This window comes from Rhodohalobacter sp. 8-1, assembly GCF_038150125.1.
Lineage (GTDB): Bacteria > Bacteroidota > Rhodothermia > Balneolales > Balneolaceae > SW132.
In genome coordinates, this window is sequence record NZ_JBBVMF010000007.1 from 150,075 (window position 1) to 174,685 (window position 24,611).

Consider the following 24,611-nt stretch of genomic DNA (forward strand, 5'->3'; position numbering starts at 1 on the left):
AAAGCTGAAAAGGTTCTCTCAAAAGGTGGCAAAAATTAAGCATCTCTTTTATTGTTTTGTAATCATAACTACTTCAATCGGGTTTATAAATCATGCATCGGCACAGGATAGTACCGGCATTGAGATCCAGAATCCCGAAAATATTATTCCTCAGCAATACGAAATCCGCGAGGTTACCGTCACGGGCCTCGTTACCGGGAGGGAAAGCTATCTTATCAGCAGCAGCGGATTGCGTGTGGGAGAAACCATTACCATTCCCGGTGATGACATCTCAAATGCCATTAAGCAGATCTACAGGACAAATCTCTTCTCAGATGTTCAGATTTTGTACGAACGATTTCCGGGCAGCCTCGTTGATATAGAAATTGCAGTTGAGGAGCAGCCTCGTCTTCAGCGGTATGAAATTGAAGGCGTGAAGCGATCTCAGCGCCGTGACCTGAATGAACGGCTTAACTTGATTTCCGGCCTCGCTGTCACAGAAGCAGTGAAATCCCAGGCATTGAACACCATTGAACGATACTTTTCGGAAGAAGGGTATTGGAACACTTCTATCGATGTTATTGAGGAACCCAGCGAATCAAACCCTGACCGGGTAAATCTTATTTTTGACGTGTTTCGGGGCGACAGGATTAAAGTTCGGGAAATAAATTTTGAAGGGAATAATGAATTTTCTGATCGTAAACTTCGAAAAAGCTTCGATAGTATTAAACAAGATCGCTGGTGGAGAATATTTACCCGTCATGTTTACACCGAGGAAGCGTACACTGAAGGAATTGAAAATTTAAAACTGTTTTACAGGGAAAACGGCTACAGAGATATTCGAATCCTGGAGGATTCAATTTATGTAGATGCATGGCGTCATGGGCGCGATGGTGTTTATTTCAACATTGATATTGATCCGGGCCCGCAGTACAAGGTTAGAAATATTACGTGGGAAGGAAATACGGTATATACTGATGAACAACTCACTCAAACACTTGGATTTGAGAAAGGTGATGTATTTAATGAATCCAAGTTTCAGCAAAATTTGGAAATCAATCAGTCTGAATCGGACGTAACAAGTTTATATCAAAATATTGGGTACCTGTTTTTCCAGATAATGGAAAATATAGAAATAGTAGGTGAGGATTCACTTGACCTGCATTTTGAAATTATTGAAGACGAGATTGCGACAATTCGCGAAGTATCATTTACAGGAAATACCAAAACACATGATGATGTTGTTCGCCGGACTCTTCGTACGGTTCCAGGTAATACATATAGCCGCTCTGCAATAATCCGGACAATTCGTGAACTCGGCCAGCTTGGCTATTTTACCCCCGAAGGCATCACACCTGATCTTCGGCCAAACCGGCAGGAGCGTACAGTAGATATTGAATACGGCCTTGATGAAACACAGGGGTCAGATAACTTTGAGTTTTCCGGTGGTTTTGGCGGGCGACAGATTGGAATTATTCTGGCGGCCCGGGTTAACTTCAATAACTTCTCTTTTCAGCGGATGTTTGAGCCCGGCGGCTGGAATCCTATTCCGTCCGGCGATGGCCAGAAACTGTCACTTGGAATCCAGGTAACAGGAAGCGGATTCCAGAGCTATAACTTTAGCTTCACGGAACCGTGGTTACGCGGCCGGCCAACCTCACTTGGTGTTTCACTCTCTTATGATTTATTGAATTACAGCAACAGGGGCAGATCATTCTTTAACACACAAAGAAGTGGTGTCAACGAGAGGAACGAACTCTTTTCAGCGAGTGTAAGTCTGGGTCGCCGACTCGATTGGCCGGATGATTTCTTTCAGCAGCGAACTGTTCTTACGTTTAATCACTATAATGTTGATGGAATCAACCAGTTTTTTGATGACGGTAAAGCAGATTTATTAACACTGCGCCAGGTTATCGAGCGGAATTCCACTGACAGTCCAATTTCACCATCTACGGGATCGAAGTTTAGCATATCTGCTGAAGTAGCGCTGCCTGTTCCGGGTTTCTCTCAGTTCTATAAACTGAAAACCGGGTATCAGCATCACGCAACTATTGTAGATAAGCTCGTGCTTTCGTCTACTGTTGATTACGGATACATGGGTTACTTTAGTGATAATAACAGAAGTAATTTTCAGAGATTCTTCCTCGGCGGTACTGAATTGCAGCAGCGTCAGAATTTCACGAATGACAATATTAATATGAGAGGCTTTCCCGGTGGCCGGGGCGGTGTTATATCACCTGTAAACGAACAGCGAAATCTCATTGGTGGCCGTGTATTCAGTAAGTATTCATTAGAACTACGATATCCGGCTGTACAATCTGAACAGTTACAGCTCATTCCATACGCGTTTGTTGATGCAGGGAACACATATAGCGAACTTGAAAACTTCGATCCGTTTGAACTGAAACGTGCTGCTGGTTTTGGAGCCCGGATATTCCTTCCTATTCTCGGACTGGTTGACATTAGTTATGGCTACCGATTAGATGGTACAAGTCCAAGCCTTCAGAATTCAACAGGTCTGAGCCCGGGCGAGTGGGAATTTCTCTTCAATATTGGTGCACCATTTTAGAAAATGAAACGTTTAATATCCGGCATATTTATTCTTTTAGCTCTTAGTGAAACAGCAGCTTTTGCGCAGGAGCAAAAAACAGGTTTCATTGATTCAGAAATTATCATGCAGAACATGCCGGAATATTCAGGGATTGAACAGCGATTGAATTTACTGAGCGAAGGATGGCGGGATGAAATTCAGGAACTGGAGGAACGAATAGCTGAGCTGGAAGAAGAATTTGAGGCTCGTGAAATATTGTTCACTGAGGAAGTCCGCCAGCAGCGCTTAAATGAGATTCAAAATCTCAGACAGCAGCGCGATCAGCTTGTTGAAGACAAGTTCGGACCAGATGGCGAATATTTTACCACTCAGGAAGAACTCCTTGAACCGATTCAACGACAAATATTTGAAGCGATCGATGTGGTTGCCCGGCGACAGAATTTTGATTTTGTTTTCGACAGGTCACAACAAACCCGTTTTCTTTTTGTCCGTGAAGAATGGAACATGACAGAGGATGTGATGTTAGAGATGGGTATGGATCCGTCAACGGTAAGAAATTGAAAATAAAAAGCCGTACATTCGGCTCCTAAAATTTAACTACGTAAATATATGAAGAAACTACAGCTAATACTTTTCGCTCTTTTATTCCCGGTTGTTGCCCAGGCACAACTCAGTGTTGGGGTGATGAGCCCGGATCAGGTTTTGGATGCCCTGCCTGAAACCGCACAAATCGAAAGCCAACTACAGGAATATGTTCAGCAGCGCGAACAGGAATTTCAAACTCGCTACCAATCCTGGATTGAAGACCTTACGGCCTATTCTGAAGCCGCTGAAGCCGGTGAGTACACCGAGCAGCAGCAACAGGAAGAAGAAGCCCGGCTGGCTGAACGAGAAGAAGAATTGACAAGTTTCCAGACACGCATACAAAATCAGATTAGGCAGCGTCAAAATGAACTCTTTACGCCTTTACTTGGCAGGGTAGAACAGGCGATGGAAACTGTTTCGGAAGAAATGGGCCTAAGTTATGTACTCAATAAACAATCAGGTACCGGCGACCCTATTGTTTACTATGTATCAGATCGCGGCGTGGATATTACAGAACGAGTTATTCAAAATCTTACACAAAACTAATACAGAAGATTTCGCATTATGAAAACAGCTAAAATATTTTTACTCACAACCTTAGTCGCTATCACCGGATTCATGTTTGCACCTGCTGCACAGGCACAAACAGAAGATATGAAAATCGGCTTTGTTGACCCTCGGGCTGTTCTTGAGCGCATGCCTGAAATGAGGGCCGTACAGCAGAGACTGCAAAATTTTGCAGAGCGCAAGCAACAGGAGCTAAGCCAAAAAGAAACAGAACTACAGACGGAAATCGAACTCTATCAGCAAAAGGTAGGAGTTATTTCTGAAAGTGCGAGGCAATCGGAAGAAGAGCGATTAAGTCAGTTAGACACTGAATTTCGTCAGCTTCAAAGCGAAGTGGAACGTGAATTTCAGCAGCAGCGAGCTCAGCTGATGTCTCCACTCTTAAATCAAATTCAGCAGTCGATCAATACGGTTGCCGAGACAAAGAGCCTGGACTATGTTCTAAACACAACAACGTCAAACGGCGATGTGATCATTTTGTACGTGTCTGAAGAAATTCAAAATGAGTTTGACATCACAGATGCTGTTATGCAAGATCTGGGTATCTAACCGGCCAATTCAATATTTATAATCTTACAAGGTATGAAAGGCGTCTCAATCGGGACGCCTTTTTTTATGTCACGTTTTTCCGCCGGTTACGAATATAATCCTCAAAAATATAGCCGCCGAGTTCATTTAATGAGGAGTAATAGGCGCGGCCTTTGTTAGCTTCGGTGAGTTCACGTACGAAATTTTGCAGATAGGGATCTCGCGCAATCATAAAGGTTGTGATATCAATCTGCTTTCTGCGGCAGATGACAGCCTCATCGAGTACACGATTGATGATCTTTCGGTCGAGCCCAAAACTGTTTTTGTAAAGCCTCCCATTCTCAAACATACATGACGGCTTACCGTCGGTAATCATGAAAATCTGCTTATTGGAAAACTTCTTACGCTGCAGGATACTCCGGGCTACTTCCAGTCCGTGCTGTGTGTTGGTGTGATAAGGCCCGACTTTCAAATAAGGAAGATCTTTAACCTCAATTTTCCAGGCTTCATTACCAAATGCGACGATGTCAAACGAATCATTTGAGAAATTCCGCATAATCATTTCCGACAGCGCCATCGCAACTTTTTTGGCCGGCGTGATGCGATCCTCTCCGTACAAAATCATCGAATGGCTAAGGTCAACCAGCAATACGGTAGATGCCGAGGTATAGTGATCGGTATCGTGCACTTCGAGATCTGTCTCCCGAAGCTGGAACTTGTCAAGTGAACTGTGCTGCAGCATGTTCATAAGCGTTCCTGTGCTGTCAATATGGCCGATATCGTCCCCCGGTGCCCATTTACGGGTCTCAGGTTGCCTTTCAAGGCCGCGGCCGGTATAGGGCGTTTTATGCTGGCCTTTGCCCCCTTTTTTAAGCTGGCGGAATATTTCATGCAGTGACTTTTCCCTAATGCTCCTGTCAGTTTTTGATGTAGGAACCATTACAGATTGATCTTCATCAAACCGGATATATCCGCGGTTTTGAAGTTCATCAATGAAATCACCCACGCCGAAACCGTCGTCAAACTGATCGGTTATGTTATACTCTTTATCAATGTCGTTCAGCCATCTCAGTGCCTGTGAGACATCACCACCGGATATTGTCAAAAGCTCCTGGAACAGGTCCCAGAGAGTATCAAAAGGTGATTTACCATCCGTTCTGCCAAACCGTTCATTCCACTGTTGATAAAGAAACCGCATCTAAATTACCTCTGTTTTATTAGATTTATAGTGGTAACTGATCTGTGGATAAAATCATTGCATCATGTTCCCAAAAAACGCTACGTTTAGCTGTCTGTAATTTAAATGAAAATCTCCAGTTTGTGGAATTAGATCGGTATACATTTGAAAAACAGCTCTGGAGTGAGGGCTACACGCGCGCGATGGGGCTCGATGAAGTGGGGCGCGGCTGTCTCTGTGGGCCTGTAGTGGCGGCGGGTGTAATTTTAGATCCAGACACTTCAGAAAATCTCGGGTTGAAGGACAGTAAAACAATCAAGAAGGCTGACAGGGAAGATCTATCGGCCCAAATAAAAAGCGAAGCACTTTACTGGACGATTAAATCATGCTCTCCCACAGAAATTGATAAAATGAATATTCTTCAGGCGTCTCTGAAAGCAATGCAAAAATGTACTGAAAGCCGCGGGGCAACGCCGGATTATCTGCTTATTGACGGGAATAAATCACCGGCCACAATGCTACCTCTTACGTGCCTGGTAAAAGGTGATAACCGCTCTGCGTCGATTGCGGCTGCTTCGATCCTGGCGAAAGTGTACAGGGATGACCTGATGGTTAAGCTTCATGAAAAATATCCATATTACGGCTGGAACAGCAATGTGGGCTACCCAACACAAGAACACTTCGCCGGACTTGAAACATATGGTTATACAATGCACCACCGCAAGAGCTTTAAACTAAGAACGGAGAAAAGTTTTTGAAGAGTGATTCATTCTTTGACACTTAAAATTAAAATGAGAGTTTTGTATTGCGACTCCGTTGGGTTAAAGATTTGTGGGTCTACCATAAAGTTTGTGGGTACATGTTATAATCCTATGCACAGTATTATTAAACCAAATGTGTGATTCAAAACGTTAAACCAGTAATTTGATAGAACAAAACATGTTACTTTTGCAGATTCTTCACAAAACGGAAACCCTCCGTTTTATTCAGAATGACAATGATTCGGCTGTGGTGTCGGGCGGCGTGATTATAAAGCGATATTAAAAACGACTGATGAGCCCACGCCGCCCACGTGCTCACCAAAGAGCGTGTCATCCTGATCGAGCCATTTTCGTTGATGGCGAAGAGAAGGATCTGCAAAAGCAATGGCCTATAATTTTGGAAAATGTTGAACATGGGCTAAGAGATTATTCACATATTTTGTCATCAACCTACTAACATTCCGGTAGAACCAATTTTTTTTATCGGACCAATTATAATGGATTGAAAACGGGTTTCTGCATTGCAGAAGCCGACAGATTCATTATATTTTTATTCTTATATCTAATTAATCGATTTAAACACTCTTTCAGATGACAAAAGAACAGAAAATTCCTCGATTTCACCTTGCTTTCCCGGTTAAAGAGCTCCAGCAAACCTTAATATTCTACAGAGATGTACTTGGATGTGATACCGGGCGCAGTTCGGAAAAGTGGATCGACTTTAATTTCTTTGGTCACCAGGTTGTTGCTCATTTGAGCCCTGAGGATGCTGGTAAATCTGCTTCAAATGAAGTAGATGGTCATGAAGTGCCGGCCAAGCATTTTGGCGTGATACTGGAGTGGGATGAGTGGCACGAATTGGTTGACCGCCTGATTGAACATAACCTGGAGTTTGTGATTGATCCGTACATACGGTTCAAGGGTGAGCCGGGTGAGCAGGCAACAATGTTTTTTCTGGACCCAAGCGGAAATGCACTTGAGTTCAAAGCATTCAGGGATGAAAGCCAGATTTTTGCAGTTTGACTCGTGAGTGGTTTAATCATAAACACATATGATCATACCCCATTGCCAGTTCGAGAGGCTGTGAAAATATTCAGTGTTCGATATTTGTCAGGACCTGATAGCGTGCGAAGATCCTGTCAGCGTCCGGTATTTAAAATCGAATTTACCTCACATCTGGCTCTCATAAGCTGATAAACTTAATTGTTAATCCTACTATCTCCGCTATCTTCTTCGCGTTCCTTAATATACTGAACGTAGCGGGGCGGGAGTTCAAAAAACGGATCGCGGGGTATCTCTGGTAGGCGAGGTGTTTGAATCCTGGGCCGTTTCGGCTTCAGGTCGGGATTCCACTGAAAATTGTCGAGTGTTCGATCTGCGCCGCCCTCATTTTCCGGGATATAAGTCCCGTCAATATTAGTTATGGCTTTGAAGTAATCAAACTCACCATTTTCAAACAACATGGTTGATGAGCCGGCTGCCATCATCTCCATTAAACCGTCGGGCTCTCCGGCATCATTTTTTTGGTGGAAAATTATTTCTGAGTTCTCGAACACCACAAGACTGTCAAGGTCGCCGGCGTCAAAATATGCGTGAAGTGTATCACCGGTCATCTGGTTCAGGCGTCCCGTTGCCGTATCTTCCTGGACGGCAATGGGGCGGGGATGGGATTTTAGAAACCGTATGTCGCTATCATCAAGAGTTGCTTCTATGTACGGGCCTGTCAGCTGGATATTTTTCTGCCAGACGATAGGGTTGCCTTTAAGTGTAAACAGCTCCTTGGCATCGTCATAATTGACGGTATCAGCAATTGCCGAAAACTCAGGTGACCATACCCGAACCTGCTGGTAAGCATCCATTAGCGAGCTGCTGTCGGTTTCCTGAAGCTCGATTTTTTTTGCCAGAAGGTGGGTTGTATCTGTTTCAGATTCATTGACCTCCATCAGCCAGGCGTCATTTCCCGTCAGTAAGCGATAGCCGGTAGAATCGGCGTAAAGATAGTTGCCCGAAAAGGTCACCTTCTGATCAAAATCATCTGCATAAACGCGGCTATGCAGCTCATAAAGATCTTTTGATCGATTCATAAATAATGAATCAGCTTCCAGGTATTGAGTGGTATCTGAGAGCTGCACATTTCCCCTGAAAATTGCGCTGTCGGCATCCTGGTAGTAAATACCTGATTCGGCCAGCAGCGCACCTGTCTCGTCCTCAAAACGAACCGGTGACTGAAAAACAGCGAGATCAAGTGGTGTAGACACATCAACCATTTCACTGAAAACCGTGTTTGTGGCAGACTCTATGATAACCCGGCCCCTGAACTGGCTGAAATCGATAAGGGTATTATAAAAAAGAGTGTCTGCCCAGATAGTTTCATCCTCGGTCTCAATTTGAATATTAAACGCGTGAATCCTGTTTCTGTCGATAAACTGATAGGCACTGTCCGCGAGCATGGTCATCTCCTCGGTTCTCAGAACCACACTTCCAAGCAGCTTACGGACATTTTCACCGTCAATGATGACACCTTCTGCCCGTTCTGCATTTTCGATAAACACATTACTTTGAGCGGCTGAATGTTTGGGATTAGTAAACATGCATGCGAGCATCAAAAACAGTAAAAAGAATAATTTTGATTGCATTACAGCTTTATTCAACAAGCAGGCGCCCCCTTGGTTCTTCAATAGTAAACGTTGCAAGATTGGTAGGTCCGCTGAATCCACGACCTGACAGGCTGTCCTTCGGTGTAATGATGATAACGAAATGGTCTGATGTAATCTGATCGGTTGCATCTGACCATTTCAGGAAATCGGAGTAAAGACGGTTATCCGACTGGGTGTGTACCCTCACGGAGTCGAAAAGCTCAAATTCACTTCTGGAATCGTAATAGATTGCTCGTTTGCTCCAGGCTTCAGTCTCAATTGCTCCTGTGGAATCGAAGAGCTGTACGTACACGGGACCATCAATATGAGTCTCCTTCCGCTCCGGCATCTGGTAACTGATAGCATACGACCCCTCAATTAGCACGCGTGACCGGCCGTTATTCATTAGCATCATCTCTACGTCCCAGCTCTCGGTTGTAGTGGTGAGCGAATCATTCAGATATGATTGGACCTGCTGAGCATCGTATTCGGAAAGTTCCGAACAGCTCGATAAAAGAAGAACTGCTATAAACAAAACAGGAAAAACACTACGTAGTACCAAAGTAGCGATCCCCCGCGTCTCCGAGGCCGGGGACGATAAAGGCGTCATCGTTAAGTTTCTCGTCCACCGCTGCCGTAATAATTGAAACATCGGGATATTTTTCTGTGATTCTTTTCAGTCCTTCAGGTGCACTTATCAGGGATGTGAACCGTATGTTTTTAGCTCCCTGTTTTTGAAGATAGCCAATGGCATCATCCGCACTTCCGCCGGTGGCAAGCATCGGGTCAACCACAAGAACTAGTCCGCCTGATACTTCGTCCGGCAGGTTTGAATAGTAATCAACGGGCTCATGTGTTTTTTCGTCTCTATACATTCCAAGATGCCCGATTTTAGCATCAGGTATGAAATTCATGATGGCATCAACAAGAGTGAGTCCGGCTCTCAGAATAGGAACCACGATAATTTCTGTGTTGATGTGATAGCCGCTCGTTGCTTCAATTGGTGTATGAATGGTGGTTCTTCTGAGCGGCAGATCTTTCAGAGACTCATAAGCCAGAATTGTGGCAATTCGGCTCATAGCCGATCTGAATCCAATAATATCGGTTGTTTCATCCCGAAGTATCGAAAGATCTCTGGCAACAACCGGATGATCAAGAATCGTTACGTTTTGATGTACGTTCATAATCAAATATCTAAGCTTAGCAGATCAGTATTAAATGTCTGTATTATCGAAATATTTCCGTGTGATTTTTACGACCACGCCGGAGAGTGCAAACAGTGCAATAATGTTAAAAAACGCCATCAGACCGAGCATCACATCTCCGAAAGCCCATACGGTAGTCAGGGCTGTGATAGCTCCTAAAAAGTGCATTCCAACAAACGTGAGCCGGTACCAGAAGATAGACTTAAAGCCAAACAGGTACTGTGCGGCACGATCGCCATAATAACTCCAGCTGATGGATGTAGACACTGCAAAAAGAAGCACTGCAATAGTAACGATTAAACCGCCGCCGCCGGTCAGTGGTGAAAGACCGATCTCGAATGCACGTGACGTAAGCGGTGCACCATTTTCAACAACACCGCCGTAAAGTGCTTCAAGCTGCACATCATTGTCTTGGTAAATCACCGGGTTGTTGTCTACGCCTTCAATGCGTCCGTTGAAAAGAACACTTTCTTCGGTATCTGTAAACATGGTATCGACGGACACATTGTATCGAAGCATATCGCCATTTACAGGCATCCCATCCTCAAAATAGAGTATTGAAGGGTCTTCGCCTTCATTAACAACATATGATACAGGATCTTCGGTAGGAAATACCGTTGCTGAGTGATACATATCCCATGCGCCTGTTGCCACAATAACAAGACCTGTAATCGTACAAACAATCAAAGTATCGATGAACGGCTCGAGGAGTGCAACCACGCCCTCACGTACCGGCTGATCTGTTTTAGCTGCGGAGTGAGCAATAGGAGCTGAGCCCTGGCCCGCTTCGTTAGAAAACAGACCCCGCTGAACACCGTAACTTAGTGTAAATATAAAAGCTCCCGATCCAACGCCAAGCAGTCCGGCTTGCGGATTAAATGCGCTTGTTACGATTTGTACGAAGGATGGGATAACTGCATCGTAGTTTATAATCAATATGATGAGACCGCCAAGAACATAAAGTGTTGCCATAAAGGGAACAAGGCGGGAGGTAACATAACCAATACGCTTAATACCGCCTAAAATAACAGCGCCGACGAGACCTGCCGTTATGAGACCGGTAAGGGCTTTAGGAATTTGAAAGTCGGTGAGCATTACATCGGCAACTGTGTTTGCCTGCACGGCATTTCCGGTAAGAAATGCGCAGATGGCTGCCGCCGTGGAGAAGGCGATTGCGAGCCATTTCCAGTTGGGCCCGAGCCCTTTTTCGATGTAGTACATGGGGCCGCCGGATACCGAACCGTCCTCATTTGTGATACGGTACTCCTGCGCAAGTGTCACCTCAGTAAACTTAATGGCCATTCCTAAAACCGCGGTAATCCACATCCAGAACAGGGCGCCCGGTCCTCCAAAGTGAATAGCTAACGCAACACCGGCAATATTTCCGATACCGACCGTTGCTGATAATGCAGTACTGAGAGCCTGGAAGTGGTTGATGTCGCCCTCATCGTTGGGATCATCATAATGGCCGCTAACAACTTTCAGACCATGCGAAAAACGGGTGATTTGTATAAAGCCGAGCCTGATAGTGATGAAAATACCGAAGGAAAGGAGTACAACAACCATAAATGGCAGTGACTCCGGCGTGTTCCAAATCAAATCTAAAAGTTCATTAATGATCCATTCGAATGTTTCCATCTATAAAATAATGTGGTTGGGATTTCCTCAGCCTCGAATGTATAAATAAATAAAGTCAGTTTTTAATAAAAATTAGGGATTAATGAACGATTTGGGTTTGAAATTTCTTAAAGCACAAAACAACGAGACCCAGCTTAAATTGCCTGCTCTCACACAGCTACCAGTAACGAAATTTAAAAAAACAATTATTTTGATATGACTAAAGCAGACATGGTTGATGTAATATCGTCATCTACAGGATTAACAAAGGTGGAAACAGAAGCAGTTGTCAATGGCTTTATGGATACGGTTATCGACGCAATGAAGCGTGGAGAAACTATTGAGTTGCGTGGCTTTGGCAGCTTTAAAGTTGTAAAACGTGCCCAAAGAGTAGCCCGCAATCCGAAAACCAATGAGGAAGTTATTGTTCCGGAACAATACGTTCCGACACTTAAAATTTCAAAAGATTTCAAAAGTCAGGTTAATAATTCAAATCCTTGATTATTAGAATTATTTGGGCACGTCTAGCCGAATAGTTTCTCTCCCCATCGGTACTTTATCCTGCAATCAGAACCTCGTATCTTCCCTATTAAATTTTAAGCAGCGGGAAGAGTTGAGTATGATTTTTAAAAAGCTTTGTAAAGATGAAATCTGCTACAATGGTTTAAATTGAGCAGAATGAGTACCAGTCATTTTTGTTTTACACTCATTACACTTCTAATTGTTTTCGGGTCGGGTTGTTCAACCATTCCCCCATCCGATTTCTACGAGGTTGATGGGTTGGTTTCAGGTGCTTTAACCGACTCATTCGAAGCACCTGGATGGCATCCGGTACAGTTCATTAATAGCGAGGGACTTGAATTTAACCCGGATAGTTCTGCTAATGCGGGGCCTCTGAGCTTTTCAGTCTATATATCAAATCCCGGCAATTATTCTTTTTGGATTCTCGCTGCATCAGGCAAAAAAACTGAATCATCCACCGCTCTTGATGCAAGCGTTTCAGGACAGGATGGTTATTTAATATCCCAGTTATCAGCTAATCTTACTGATGAGTACCGGCTCAGATGGATAAGGTTTGGTACACATTCTTCTGCAAACCTGATAACTATTGATGACGCCGGACAGTATTCTTTTTCAATACGGCCCAGAAACTCTGAGAATATACACATTCACAAATTTCAGTTATCACGGGATAATATCGACCCGCCATTTGGTCTGGGGCTCCCCTCATCCACAGGATTAGATCTAAGTGCCGCTGATCTTTTTCGTGAAATCCCTGTGATGCTTCCACCAGCATGGATATTTAAACCCGTTATCGGTGTCACAGGCATGTTTGATGCTTCAACGGGCAAGCCTGATGGATTTGCAATGCTACACAGTGAAACGGGAGGGGTTTGGACTGACGCTGAAGAGGATACTGACCTTAAGAATAATTCAGCAGGATTGCCCGCTACGGACACAGCAACGGGAGTTAAAATGAGTGTTAGTAAAACGTGTGAGGATCGTGCAGCTCAGATTTTTGAATCAGGTTACCGCTTCATCGTTACAAGAGATTCACCTGGAGTTGAATGCCTTGAACGTATTCATCAAACTTTTCAAAAAATAGATGGACGTGACCGGCGTTCGATTGTGTTCCACGGCATTAAGAATGCGCACAAATCTGAGTCAAAACGTTTTCCTGCCCCGATGATCCCGGCTTATAAATTTGAGTGGACAGCAGAACCATTTGTACAAGGTGGGGATTTCTTTCCGGGCGGGTACCAGGAGTTAGTCAATGATCTTACAGACCCGGCCAATAGTCTATATGGAATGCCGTTTTTGTCGATGCCAATTGATTATCAATCCCGGATGGATTCGGCATCCGGGTGGGATTCAGAGTTGTTTATTCGTACCGTTCAGCTATCGCCTTTTATACCCGTGATGAACCTGGTGCTTCCAGATAATATTTTTGATGAAGCGGGTTTATCAGATCATCTAAACTCTTTGGAAAAGGAGCAGCTCTTTGATGCGCTAACCCTCCGGACATCCCTTTTTCCATATCACTACTCGCACGCGCATTACACCCGCCAGACAAATGAAGGAATCATTTCAGGATTCAGACAGTATCCAAGGCAGTATATGTACGGTGATGCTTTCTTAGTAGCACCCGTAACAGAGCCAAATGCGGAGGGCCGGATAGTGTTCTTTCCTGAAGGCAGGCGCTGGTACAACTACTATTCAGGTCAGTCATATGAAGCCGGTCAGTCGTGGTTTGTAGAGACTCGACGGGATCAACTGCCGCTATTTGTTAAAGCCGGCTCCGTCATTCCGTATCATATAGATGAGACTTCAAATCATTTAAAAATAGATATTTATACCGGAGATGCCGGGGCCATACGGCTGGTTGAAGATGATGGCACCACAAGGGCTTACAGACGTGCAGAAGCCGCGCGCACGATGTTCCGTTATAATGAGGTGGAGGGAAATCTGAAGCTAACGATAGGTGCTGTTCAAGCTGAGTTTGAAGGAATGACAGCCCAGCGGTCCTACGCTATCCATTTTAAATTCTTAGACGATCCAGACTTGGTAGAAATAAACGGAAGTAAAATTAATCGATCATCAATGGATAGTCAGGTTATGAGCTGGCAGTACATTGAATCCGAAAGTGAAGTAGTAGTTACGATGAATAGCGTGTCAAAACATGAAAAGTTTGATGTCATTATTCATCCCTGATAAGAAGTGTCCATAAAAAACCCGGGAGAGTATCCCGGGTTTTGGTTCTTAAATCTATACCTGCGTTTTAAAAATCAATTCCGATCGAGAAATAGTGAATCGGATCGCTATCAAACCCGCCGCGAAAATAAGGCCAGCCAACATCGTACCGGAAGGGAAGGCCAAGCAAAATAGTTCTGAGGCCAAAACCGGCACCTATTAAAATATCACCGTCAATAATGGTTGAGGATGGATCTCCTTCTAAGGGTGAACCATCCCTTGGTAGCCCGGTATTTGGGTTTAAGAAAATTTCTTCTCTGCTGGCAACTTTAAAATCAAGTTTCGGGCCCTGAGTTTCAAATACAATTGGTTCACCATTTTGATTGGTGAATCTGGAGTACGGTATATTAAAACCCCATGCGGCACCGGCATCTACAAATGCAACCCCGGTTATATTATACAGCGGAATCAATGGGATTGGTCCCGGAAGTACGGCGGCAAAAAGCGGGAACCGGAATTCAGCATTTATAAGCGAAAACTTATCGCCAAACGTCGTGTTAAATTCATGGCCTCGCAGCGGTGTGGCAGGAAGGGTAAAGAATGTATCGGCCAGGCGGTCGAACGGGATTTCTGCATCGCTCCAGCGCTGGTTAATCCATCCCAGCATACCGCCCATAAAGAATGTTTGAGAGTCACGCCCGATGCTATAAGCTCCCGATCCTCTGAAGGCAAACGATGTGCGGTTACCCAGATCGAAATATTTTCTGTAATCACCGAGAATGGTAGCAAACTGTGGCGTGCTGTTGGTAATATAGGGACTCCCGGACAGGCGTATAGAATAGCGGGAACCGCCGCCGGGTGTAATGCTGCCGGGTTGAGGTATCGTGTAATCTCCGGTGAATGTAACGGATGGATTCAGAAAGAAGCTGTTATCGTTCTGGGCATTTTGTGATCCCAGGCTTCTCACGGAACTGAAATCCCTGTAAATACCGATAGCTGATACACCGTAGTCAAATCGCTGATATCGGTTTAGCGGATATTGGAAATCGGCATTCAGGCTAAAAGTCCTGAATCGAATCAGCTCTCCAAAAAACGTTTGGTAATTACGAGACTGGTGATTAAAAGAGGTATAAAAATTTGTGCGATTTCGGAGAAAACCGTACTGAATCAGGTAATCACTATTTCTAAGGTCAAATGTGAGATCAGATCCAATAGTCAATTGGTGATCCCCAAAAAGATCGCTCAATGTCACAAATGCAATTGCAGATGAACCGGAGTATGTATTTACCTGCCCTGCCGCGTAGCTAATATCGGGCGAAAACTGCAGCCTGTAGTCTTTTGGGCGATAAAGGCCGCTATCAGTTACATTGTTTTCCGGCTCAAAATTTCGTGGATCATCTCTGAGTTCAAGCGTGCTATCACGTACGACTTCTTCCCCAAACTGATAATTTCGAAAATCGATTCTGTCATCGTCCTGCTGGGTTGTAGTGTCGCTTTGAGCCTGGCCTTGATTTTGTTGTTGGTTACGCTGAGCCGGCCGTGCTTCAGCGAGGACTTGTCTCGCGTTCAGAACATTTCCCTGAGACCTGTTTGTAATAAGTTCACGGGCATAACCGATAGATGGAACTCGCTGTGCAGGAGTCCATTCTTCTCGCTGCTGAGCCCAATGATTTGGCGTCAGCCGCCTGTCCATGCGTCTTGAAAACGGAGAACGAATAACAAATATGTCTGGAGATCCTTCATTCAGTGAGTTGAAGGCGAGCCTGGTTCCATCGTATGATATGGAAATTTGCATAACACCCGATTGCAGGTCAGTCAGCGGATATACCGTCCGGCTGGCTAAATCGTACTCGTAAATATTCGGAATACCATTTTGATCAGATACAAATAAGAGGCGTCCGTCGCTGGTTGAAGTAGGCTGAGTTTCTGACCAATTTACTGTATTCGTAAATCGTGTGATCCGGGATGTATTTATATTTATTGAATAAATGTCAGTCTCAAAGAATGAGTCATTCAAAATTGGAGTTGAGCCGGCAAGATAGGTGTGAGGCTCAAGAGCATCACCACGGTTTGAAACGAAATAGACTGTTTCACTGTCGCTTGCCCATGCGGGTTCTTTATCAGTAAACACATCACCCGTGAGATTCAGAAACTCATCCGTTTCTAAGTTGAAGACAAAAATACTTTGATAGGGGCCTATGTTTCCATCAAATGCAATTTTAGATCCATCAGGAGACCAGGCAACGGAGTTAATGGCATCAAGGCTCGGAAAACGCGTTGTAGTAGATCTCTTAGTTTCGTAATCAACAATTGCGAGATTGTATGATCCCTGTGATTTGCTGGACAAAGCAATACTCCGCCCGTCGGGTGACCATGCCAGGTTAGGATTGAGAATATTGAGTTCTTCGAACATAGGGCTATCCGAACCACTTACAATTGTCTTCAGTTTATCACCGCTGTTTGCATCTACTACTATAACATCAAAGACACCACGGCGATTGGAAATCATAGCAATTCGATCACCATTTGGGGATATGGCAGGACTCGTGTTATAAGACGATCGGGCATTTCTTTGCCCGGTAATTTGCGATGCAGTACTGCTGAGCGTTTGTCGTTCAGCAACCTCGGGGAAATATCGCTGTCTGTAAAACTCATTCCACCTTTCAGACAGCTCTTCAACATTAAGGCCAACGGACTGCTCGATGGCCTGTTGAACATTTCGGGTCAGCTTAATACGCTCAAGTATCTCGGTGATTTTGGGACGTCCGTACTCATTTTCAATGTAATACCAAAAGGCTTGACCTCCGCGATATGCAAAATAGCCGCCTAAACGCTGAATAGGGGGGAGATAGTCGTTAAGTACGGCATCCCTCATAAACATATCAGTTTGAGTGTCCCACCCAAGTGCGAGATACTCGGCTAATCCTTCTTCAAACCAAAGCGGAAATCGAAGCTGGATGTTATTTTGCACAATTGACTGTACGCTTCCGCCATAATACACATCGTTGATGAATGCGTGAGTGAGCTCGTGCTGTACCGTTCTGCGAAAATCGGCATAATCGCCCATGAAAGGCTGAGTCATGCGATTCTTGTATTTATCGGTTACACCCCCGATTCCCTGCGCGTCAACCGGAAGCTGAACCACGTTGGTCTGTGAGAAATCACTGTGAGAATCGTAGATAATTACGGGTATACGGTCTGTCAGCTGAGATCCGAAATCGTTTTCAAGCTGCTCAAGAGAAGACTCTACAGTCTCTGCTGTAAACTGGGCCAGGTGATAGTTCTTGGAATTGTAGTAATAAATATCGAAATGATCGGTTTCGATAAATCTCCAGTCAAATTGTTCATACTGAACCCTGTTTTTCCCAAAGTAAAAGTATTGGGCGTATAATTGTTCAGTTACGAATGAACCTATAAAAAGTCCCAGCAGGGGAGCAAGGACCAGTTTTTTAAATAGAGACATAATTTGTTTGAAATGAATTAGTGATCAACCAAGAGTAAGATCAATTTGTCGTTTATCCATGTCGGTCCGTGTAACTTTAGCCTGAATGGAATCACCCAATCGATACTTCTTGCCTTTAGAACGACCGGTGAGGCAATGTAATTGTGGATTAAAAATATAATAATCATCCTTCAAATCGCTCACTCTAATCATCCCCTCGCAATAGCTATCGTCGAGTACTACATAAAGCCCGTTCTCGGTTACACCGCTGATAGTTCCTTTGAACGTCTGACCGATCCTTTCTGATAAATACTCAACCTGCTTCAATTTAACAGAGTCGCGTTCAGCTTCTACGGCATAACGTTCCCGTTCGCTGGAATGTTCACCCGTTTCAACAAGCTGATCGTACGTATACTCAGTTCCGCCCGAATTGTAACGCTTCAACAGACGGTGGACAATCACATCTGGGTAGCGGCGGATTGGGCTGGTGAAATGGGCATAATCTTTAAATCCGAGCCCAAAATGCCCGATATTTTTAGGACTGTATTCCGCCTTCGCCATTGATCGGAGCAACAATCCATTGATGATGTTTTCGAGAGAGGTGTCCTCAACTTTATTAAGGAACTCATTAATCTTCTGAGCTGAAATTTTACCGCTCAGATCAAGTTCAATGCCCAGGGGTTTTGCGGTCTCCTTTATGTTGTTGAGTTTCTCAATGTCCGGCTCGCCATGAACCCTGTAAAGAAATGGATGGTCGTTTTTAGATTTTTTATTACTTCGAAGTTGGTCAACATGCTTGGCAACGGTTTTATTAGCCAGCAGCATGCACTCTTCAATAAGTTTATGTGCAAACTTCCGCTCTTTTACGATCACATCAATAGGTTTACCTGTGTCGTCGAGAATAAAGCGTGGTTCGGGCGTTTCAAATTTGATGGATCCTTCCCTGAAGCGCTTATCAAGAAGAACGTTAGCCAGGGCCTGGAGTGATTTTAGCTGATTTTCATAGGGATGAGATTTCTCGCCATCCAGCACCTGCTGCACCTCATCGTAAGTAAATCGCTGTCGGGAGTGAATAACTGTTTCTTCAATAGAATGATCCACAACTTTCCCATTAGGTGCAACCTCAATGAAGCAGCTGTAGGCCAGTTTATCTTCAAAAGGGCGGAGGCTGCATAGCCCGTTACTCAGCCGTTCCGGAAGCATCGGGATGACTCTGTCTACAAGGTAGACGCTTGTACCACGTTCGTACGCCTCGTCATCAAGAACCGAACCGCGAGGCATGTAGTGTGTTACATCTGCGATGTGTACACCGAGATAGTAATTTCCGTTGTTAAGAATTTTGATGCTCAGCCCGTCATCAAAATCCTGGGCGTCAGGCGGGTCGATGGTCATCACAACTTCATCTCTCATATCCCGTCGCTTGTCGATCTCTTTCTGGGGGATTTCGTCGGGTATATTATCAGAGAATTTTTCGACTTCCGGTGGAAAAGCAGCATCGAACTGCTTTTCAGCAAGAATGGAGAGGATATTTGCCTCGTTGCTGCCCGCATCACCTAAAATACTGTCGATAGATGCTTGCGGATAACCGCGGACATCGTCCCAGTTTACGAGGTTAAAAGTTACTTTCTGGCCGGGCTCAGCTCCGTTCAGATCTTCAGGGTTGACAAAGAAATCGACCCGTGAAGATTTTTGATCGGGTTCGATGATATAAGTATTGTGGGCCTCTTTTTTAAGTGTGCCAACAAACTTAGATCGTGCCCGTTTTTCGACTTCTACAATTTTACCAATTGCCTTGTTGCTCTTCTTGTGATACCCGGTAATCCGAACCTTCACAATGTCTCCATCGAGGGCGGTACTCATTTGCCGGCTTGGTATTTTGATATCCTCGTCTCGACCTTCAACAATAACGTATCCGTCTCCGTGACTGGTTACATCTAGCTTTCCAGATAAGGTGTTGTCTTCTTTAGCAACGGGTTCATTCAGGCGAACGAGATTTCCCTTGCTGATTCTTAAAATATCTTTTTGCTTAAGCTTATTGATAGAGCTTTTTAGCTTTTGCGAGTCTTTCTTTGACGATAGACTTAGTGCATCCAGTAAGATTGGAATAGGTATGGATGCATCCGGATAGGATTCTAAAATCTTTACTATTTTTTTGTCGAGTGATGTTAAGTTGTCTTTACTCATGTAATGTATCTTGTATTAATTAAATTAGTTTTCTGCCAGCGAATCAGAATCTTCGTCAACGGCTGGCTCGTCTTCTTTCAATCCAAATAACTTTCGGATGGATGAAAAAATTCTGTTTTTTAAATTTTGCCAGGTATTAAACTGGAATTGAGCTTCTACGCCCATTCCATTCATTTCCTGAGTTTGGCGGGATTCAGTTTCAGCTCGATTTGATAATGTAACATCCTGCCTGTGAAATGCGGTAATTGAAAATATTTGATTGATTCTGTAGGTGGCTCCAAGATCACCAATTTCACTTTCACCGGTAATCTGACCTTCACGCCGCAATACAATTCTGTCATTAAACAGCCTGAGCGCAACACCCAGATCCACTTCATTAAAGGCGTTTAAGTTGAAATCCACATCCAGCGTTACATCACTGCGAAGTAATGCATTGATCTGATTTGATAGCAGCGGACTAATGATCTGACTGGATACCAATGGATTAACCAATGTATTCGTTCCGGTTACGTTTCCGAACTCGGGATTCTGCAAGTCGTCGGAAGGTACAAAATTTCCCGTTAACAAGATTCCAAAAGCTTGTAATACTTTTTCTTCCTCATTCTGATTTAATCGATTGATCTGAGCCGCAATTGTAGGATCTTGTGTGCCTTCAATTCCGCTTGGAAGCTGGAAAAAGAATTCATTTTCAATTTGGCTGATGGTTCCCCCTATCTGCAAAATAAGTTCAATTGGAATTCGCTGAAAACTTGCACCGGTTGGTATCAAGGTGGAGATATCGGGCCGGGCGCGGTAGGAGGCGGTTACGTCGAGATTTGCTTCGGTAAGATCTCCCTGCCAGCTAATGGTACCGCCATCCTGGATGCTGAACCGGCGGGTAAAAATATCGCCAGCGACAAACTGGTAGTCTCCACTCGAAATATTAAACCGGCCGAACATACTCAAATCCTGGTCGTCTAAAATAAGCCTGATCTGCCCGGTTCCTCTTGCAGTCAGGATATCGTTTGTTACCGGATCAAAAATGAGCTCCACCTGAACAGGATCATTTGCTATAAACTGAAGATTCATACTGAACAGTTCAACGAACGACAGATCTACTTCACCCTCTTCATCATCCGATGCTGATCCATTTTGAATGGAGCCAAGCTGCACAGGGCGCTGCTCATCAAACGAGTCAACGAACTGAACAAACCGACGGTCTTGCTGGAGTTCGGTTTCCTCAAGAAGTGGAATGGAAATGTTTGAGTTACTCGACAGTATAATAGGGGTTAATGAACGAAGACTTGGTGATTGGCTGGTACCATCCAAAACAGCTGTTCCGCTTCCGGTAAGATCGGCGTAGAAGGGAACATTGGGATCCTGAATATTATTCATAAACCGGAGATCGTTGAGCTCCATCCTAAGATCGAGATAATTCATAGGGCCGAAATCATCAAGATCTACCTGCCCATAAAATAGCCCTGAGCCACCGCGTCCGTCATCAATTTGTATGTTCTCAAAAATAAGTCCATCAGCGCGATTAAATGTCAGCTCACCGCCAAGAGTATACGGAACGTTTGTGAATGCGGGAACGCCGTCAACTTCATCAACGTCAAAATTTGCTTCAAAATCATAGCCGGTACTGTCAACCACAAAATAGCCGGTTCCCCGGCCACTTCCCTCCATCTCAGAAATGATATTGGGAACTATAAATGTGACAATCCACATGTCAATTTCTCTCAGGTCTGCATCAAAGTAAACTAAATTACCATCCCCACTTTCATTTTCTTGGTCGGGTGTTTTAAAGTAGCCTTCAAAATATAAATCATTTCCAATACCGTTATTTCCATCCAGGTAGTCACCATACTTTTCGGGATCGGTATAGAGCCTGAGTTCCGTATCAAAACGGTTTTCCTCGGCATTGAAACGGCTGCGCAGTGTTACATCCCCCACCAATCGGTCATTTATGCGGCCGTTTACTACTGATAGATCTCCCAGAATAGATGGCACCTGGGTCAATGTTCGTGTGGTAAATTCACCGTCTACGACACCTCCAAACTCTATCCTTCCACCGATCAGATCGGACACCCGCCCTAGGTTGAAATTTCGAATATTGTAAACAACCGAATCTTCATAACTCTGGCTGAAGGTGCCATCCACCTCAAAATAGTCTTCGTTACTTTCTAATATAAACTCGTTAAATGTGAGGGCCCCATCACGCCTGTAAATAATGCCCGGCGAACCATTTGAGTACCAGGCATACTGATTTGATCCAACAGCTAATGAATCCATGGTTGTGCTGAAAGTCTCGTCTCCCCAAATGGAAGTAGTTTCAGCGTAATAAAACAGATTTTCGAGGGCACTATCAACTTGCTGCCTTACGGTAATTAAGGTGTCTCTCAGGCTCATGTTCACTGAAGTTCCGGACACATCATACTGACCGTTTAAAGTCATGTCCGGGCTGTTTATCTGGAGATCGATTACACTGTTGTTTTTTAGTTTACCGCCATATTGAAAATTACTGGTCAGCGTCATCCCAACATCGCTAAATCTGGAGTTGTTAACTGTGAGGGAATCATCAAAAAAACTACCGTTGATGCTCAGCCTGTTCCGGGAGGCGTTAATATTTAAATTCATTTCGGCGGATGATTCAAGAGATGGTATATCGGGAAAATAAATCTTCAGAAGACCAAGATCGCGCGATGATATTTCAATTGAAATATCGGCTGTATTCTCGAACGTACTGTTTGTGAATAAATCAGGCAGTGTTATTTCATTTAGCTGGCGATCAAAAAATAACTCTTCGTTGATGCGCCCGGCTAAATAATCATACCAGTGCCGGGCAGCTCCTGCCAGCTGGTTCGGATAAAGTGTACCAGATGCATTCATATTTAGGAAAGAGCTCGTCATCCGTAATTCGCGGGGCTGATCCGGTTCCGGGTTATTTATATCGGCGTAAAACTGGTGAGAGCGGAGTGTGTCGGAATTAATTACCGACTCATTAATTTCGATGGAAAGGCGCCCGGCAAGGTCATTAAGGTCTGTTCCTTCTCCATTTGCTGAAAGTCTACCATTAAATGTAGCGTTGTCGTAGGGCAGATTCGGGAAATAGTCGGTGAAATCGAGCTGTTCAGCAACAGCCTCAATCGAAAATTGTGTCGTGTTGCCAATTGAATACGATCCGGTTGCCGAGCCTTCGGTTTGATTACTGACGATGCTTAATGAATAGTCACCGCTGGTGTTCAGGTATGAAAGATCAGCATTGAGCGCCTGTATATTATGTGCCTTTATCTTGCTGTCCGTCAATTGAAGAGATGTTTCTACAGTGGCTGTGCGATCAAAACCCTGACCACTTGCGGTAAACCTGCCGTTTAACATAGATGTTCCGGAACTATCCCTAAGTAGTGGTGATATGTCGAGTGAATCCAAAGCAGCGTTCAGGCTAAATGTTTGATTCCCAAAAAACTCGATATCAGAGTCTACCGTTGCATTACCGATATCTGTATCTAATTGAAGCTGAGCCTGCAGAGAATTATAACTGCCGGTGACGCCACCCTGAATAGTTGAAAAACCGTACAGCTCAATTTGATTGGTATTGGGTTGAATTTGCTTCAGAAACGGTTGTAAATCATTAGGATTCAATACCAGGTTACTGATGGAAAAGTCGTACGTCAGTTCATCATCAATGAGATTTGTAATAACGCCGTCGGTAATCAGATAAGATTCCCCGTTAATCAGCTGAAAGTTATCGACAAAAAGTGAATCCAGGTTACCGTTAATATCGCCACTGAACTCAAGAGAATTGGTTAACTGAAGACCGGTGTTCTGAAAACGGTTTAGAATATCAGCGCTTACATTTACCCGGTCAATGTTTAGAAGGTAGGAAGCATTCAATAGCTGTTCTTCAACATTTTGTTCAAACAAGTTGACCGGTGATGCTTTTGCAGAAAGCTGTAAAGTTGCGCTTTCAGATCTGAAATCAAATCCATTTAGTTCCAGCGAAACCCCATTTGCAAATAACTGAGCATTCAGGCTGAGCTCGTTAAAGTCGTTGACATTTGTATTTGCATCAAATGAGGTTATTTCAACAAACTGCTGACTTTCTAGCGACTCTACGAAAAAGCTGGCATTCAGATTGGTAAGCTGAAGAGGGTCAGGCAGCGACAGGGTAGTGGATGAGTTTATTGATCGATCCACATCCACACGTCCATTCGTAATTGAGATTTGAGGAGCAAAAATTGAAAAATTGTTGATAAAATTTCTTGCCTGCCCCTGATTTTCAGAAGGTGACGATCTGGCAAATAGTTTTACAATGTTAATACCTGATTCATCCTGTTTTAAAAACAGGTCAGGAGATTGCAAATCGAGTTCGGTTATATTGATATTTCCCCTGATAAACTGCCACAAATCAAGAGAAATAAAAAGTTCATCAACGGATAGGGGGGAATCAGGCTCACTCATTTCGGTCCCTGAACTATCAGGAATAGAAAATTCCACATCATTAAGCTGCGCCCGAAATGGGATAAATCCCTGGAGAGAACCAAGGGTTACATTGCCGGTATACTGGTCGTTGAAGGCGTTGACAATCTGTCCGCTAAGGTAATTTTTACTTACAGGGAGCTGTAGCACACCGAGAGCCAGCGTACTTAAAATAAGTACGATAATTATTAAGTAACTCAAAAACTTGAGCAGGAAATTCCAAATGTTGT

At 44.1% G+C, this 24,611-nt stretch carries 16 protein-coding genes; 8 read left to right on the top strand and 8 right to left on the bottom strand.

Annotated features, from left to right (window positions below; translation table 11 throughout):
* The first annotated feature begins 25 nt into the window (after nt 1-25).
* From bamA to AABW11_RS09270, 4 genes are read left to right on the top strand one after another with little or no spacing between them, the layout of a single operon-like run.
* Nucleotides 26-2,548 carry an outer membrane protein assembly factor BamA gene (gene bamA / locus AABW11_RS09255; protein ID WP_340104794.1) on the top strand — a complete coding sequence of 841 codons (2,523 nt, stop codon included), beginning with the start codon at nt 26-28 and terminating at the stop codon, nt 2,546-2,548.
* Between the two features lie 3 nt (nt 2,549-2,551).
* A complete protein-coding gene (locus tag AABW11_RS09260) occupies nt 2,552-3,091 on the top strand; it encodes an OmpH family outer membrane protein (protein WP_340104795.1) in 540 nt (179 codons plus the stop codon).
* Between the two features lie 48 nt (nt 3,092-3,139).
* The gene (locus AABW11_RS09265) at nt 3,140-3,661 is read left to right on the top strand and encodes an OmpH family outer membrane protein (protein ID WP_340104796.1); all 522 of its coding nucleotides are present in this window, start codon (nt 3,140-3,142) and stop codon (nt 3,659-3,661) included.
* Nucleotides 3,662-3,679: 18 nt separating this feature from the next.
* Complete coding sequence (locus tag AABW11_RS09270; protein WP_340104797.1) at nt 3,680-4,231, top strand: OmpH family outer membrane protein; 552 nt, start codon at nt 3,680-3,682, stop codon at nt 4,229-4,231.
* Nucleotides 4,232-4,295: 64 nt separating this feature from the next.
* Here the strand turns inward: AABW11_RS09270 and AABW11_RS09275 are convergent, their stop codons facing one another.
* Nucleotides 4,296-5,408 (bottom strand): vWA domain-containing protein, encoded by a 1,113-nt coding sequence (locus AABW11_RS09275; RefSeq protein WP_340104798.1) that lies wholly within the window; start codon nt 5,406-5,408, stop codon nt 4,296-4,298.
* Between the two features lie 182 nt (nt 5,409-5,590).
* Between AABW11_RS09275 and AABW11_RS09280 the strand changes: the two genes are divergently transcribed.
* On the top strand, nt 5,591-6,145 hold the full coding sequence (locus AABW11_RS09280; protein WP_445263752.1) for a ribonuclease HII: 555 nt from the start codon (nt 5,591-5,593) through the stop codon (nt 6,143-6,145).
* A gap of 594 nt (nt 6,146-6,739) precedes the next feature.
* Nucleotides 6,740-7,171: a VOC family protein gene (locus tag AABW11_RS09285; protein WP_340104800.1), complete on the top strand. Its 432-nt coding sequence runs from the start codon at nt 6,740-6,742 to the stop codon at nt 7,169-7,171.
* 176 nt (nt 7,172-7,347) lie between these two features.
* Here the strand turns inward: AABW11_RS09285 and AABW11_RS09290 are convergent, their stop codons facing one another.
* From AABW11_RS09290 to AABW11_RS09305, 4 genes are read right to left on the bottom strand one after another with little or no spacing between them, the layout of a single operon-like run.
* A complete protein-coding gene (locus tag AABW11_RS09290; RefSeq protein WP_340104801.1) occupies nt 7,348-8,784 on the bottom strand; it encodes an OstA-like protein in 1,437 nt (478 codons plus the stop codon).
* 7 nt (nt 8,785-8,791) lie between these two features.
* Nucleotides 8,792-9,319, bottom strand: a complete 528-nt coding sequence (gene lptC, locus AABW11_RS09295) for an LPS export ABC transporter periplasmic protein LptC (RefSeq protein WP_340104802.1) — start codon at nt 9,317-9,319, stop codon at nt 8,792-8,794.
* Between the two features lie 13 nt (nt 9,320-9,332).
* Complete coding sequence (gene upp, locus AABW11_RS09300; protein ID WP_340104803.1) at nt 9,333-9,968, bottom strand: uracil phosphoribosyltransferase; 636 nt, start codon at nt 9,966-9,968, stop codon at nt 9,333-9,335.
* Nucleotides 9,969-9,998: 30 nt separating this feature from the next.
* Entirely contained in the window at nt 9,999-11,627 is a 1,629-nt protein-coding gene (locus AABW11_RS09305) for an alanine/glycine:cation symporter family protein (protein WP_340104804.1), read from the bottom strand.
* A gap of 195 nt (nt 11,628-11,822) precedes the next feature.
* Here AABW11_RS09305 and AABW11_RS09310 point away from each other — a divergent pair, with 195 nt between their 5' ends.
* Together AABW11_RS09310 and AABW11_RS09315 are read left to right on the top strand one after the other, a co-directional pair.
* A complete protein-coding gene (locus tag AABW11_RS09310; protein WP_340104805.1) occupies nt 11,823-12,107 on the top strand; it encodes an HU family DNA-binding protein in 285 nt (94 codons plus the stop codon).
* Between the two features lie 177 nt (nt 12,108-12,284).
* Entirely contained in the window at nt 12,285-14,318 is a 2,034-nt protein-coding gene (locus tag AABW11_RS09315; protein ID WP_340104806.1) for a glycoside hydrolase family 31 protein, read from the top strand.
* Between the two features lie 67 nt (nt 14,319-14,385).
* Here AABW11_RS09315 and AABW11_RS09320 read toward each other — a convergent pair whose 3' ends face one another.
* The 3 genes from AABW11_RS09320 to AABW11_RS09330 are packed head-to-tail and all read right to left on the bottom strand — an operon-like array spanning nt 14,386 to nt 24,582.
* Nucleotides 14,386-17,760, bottom strand: a complete 3,375-nt coding sequence (locus tag AABW11_RS09320) for a peptidase MA family metallohydrolase (RefSeq protein ID WP_340104807.1) — start codon at nt 17,758-17,760, stop codon at nt 14,386-14,388.
* 24 nt (nt 17,761-17,784) lie between these two features.
* Nucleotides 17,785-19,923, bottom strand: a complete 2,139-nt coding sequence (gene rnr / locus AABW11_RS09325) for a ribonuclease R (protein ID WP_340104808.1) — start codon at nt 19,921-19,923, stop codon at nt 17,785-17,787.
* A gap of 24 nt (nt 19,924-19,947) precedes the next feature.
* Nucleotides 19,948-24,582, bottom strand: a complete 4,635-nt coding sequence (locus tag AABW11_RS09330; RefSeq protein ID WP_340104809.1) for a hypothetical protein — start codon at nt 24,580-24,582, stop codon at nt 19,948-19,950.
* Nucleotides 24,583-24,611: the final 29 nt, after the last annotated feature.

What these genes read in the sequence shown, in the direction of transcription:
- AABW11_RS09260 (WP_340104795.1), top strand. Translation starts at nt 2,552, where the DNA reads ATGAAACGTTTAATATCCGGCATATTTATTCTTTTAGCTCTTAGTGAA.
- AABW11_RS09265 (WP_340104796.1), top strand. Translation starts at nt 3,140, where the DNA reads ATGAAGAAACTACAGCTAATACTTTTCGCTCTTTTATTCCCGGTTGTT.
- AABW11_RS09270 (WP_340104797.1), top strand. Translation starts at nt 3,680, where the DNA reads ATGAAAACAGCTAAAATATTTTTACTCACAACCTTAGTCGCTATCACC.
- AABW11_RS09275 (WP_340104798.1), bottom strand. Translation starts at nt 5,408, where the DNA reads ATGCGGTTTCTTTATCAACAGTGGAATGAACGGTTTGGCAGAACGGAT.
- AABW11_RS09280 (WP_445263752.1), top strand. Translation starts at nt 5,591, where the DNA reads ATGGGGCTCGATGAAGTGGGGCGCGGCTGTCTCTGTGGGCCTGTAGTG.
- AABW11_RS09285 (WP_340104800.1), top strand. Translation starts at nt 6,740, where the DNA reads ATGACAAAAGAACAGAAAATTCCTCGATTTCACCTTGCTTTCCCGGTT.
- AABW11_RS09290 (WP_340104801.1), bottom strand. Translation starts at nt 8,784, where the DNA reads ATGCAATCAAAATTATTCTTTTTACTGTTTTTGATGCTCGCATGCATG.
- upp (WP_340104803.1), bottom strand. Translation starts at nt 9,968, where the DNA reads ATGAACGTACATCAAAACGTAACGATTCTTGATCATCCGGTTGTTGCC.
- AABW11_RS09305 (WP_340104804.1), bottom strand. Translation starts at nt 11,627, where the DNA reads ATGGAAACATTCGAATGGATCATTAATGAACTTTTAGATTTGATTTGG.
- AABW11_RS09310 (WP_340104805.1), top strand. Translation starts at nt 11,823, where the DNA reads ATGACTAAAGCAGACATGGTTGATGTAATATCGTCATCTACAGGATTA.
- AABW11_RS09315 (WP_340104806.1), top strand. Translation starts at nt 12,285, where the DNA reads ATGAGTACCAGTCATTTTTGTTTTACACTCATTACACTTCTAATTGTT.
- AABW11_RS09320 (WP_340104807.1), bottom strand. Translation starts at nt 17,760, where the DNA reads ATGTCTCTATTTAAAAAACTGGTCCTTGCTCCCCTGCTGGGACTTTTT.
- rnr (WP_340104808.1), bottom strand. Translation starts at nt 19,923, where the DNA reads ATGAGTAAAGACAACTTAACATCACTCGACAAAAAAATAGTAAAGATT.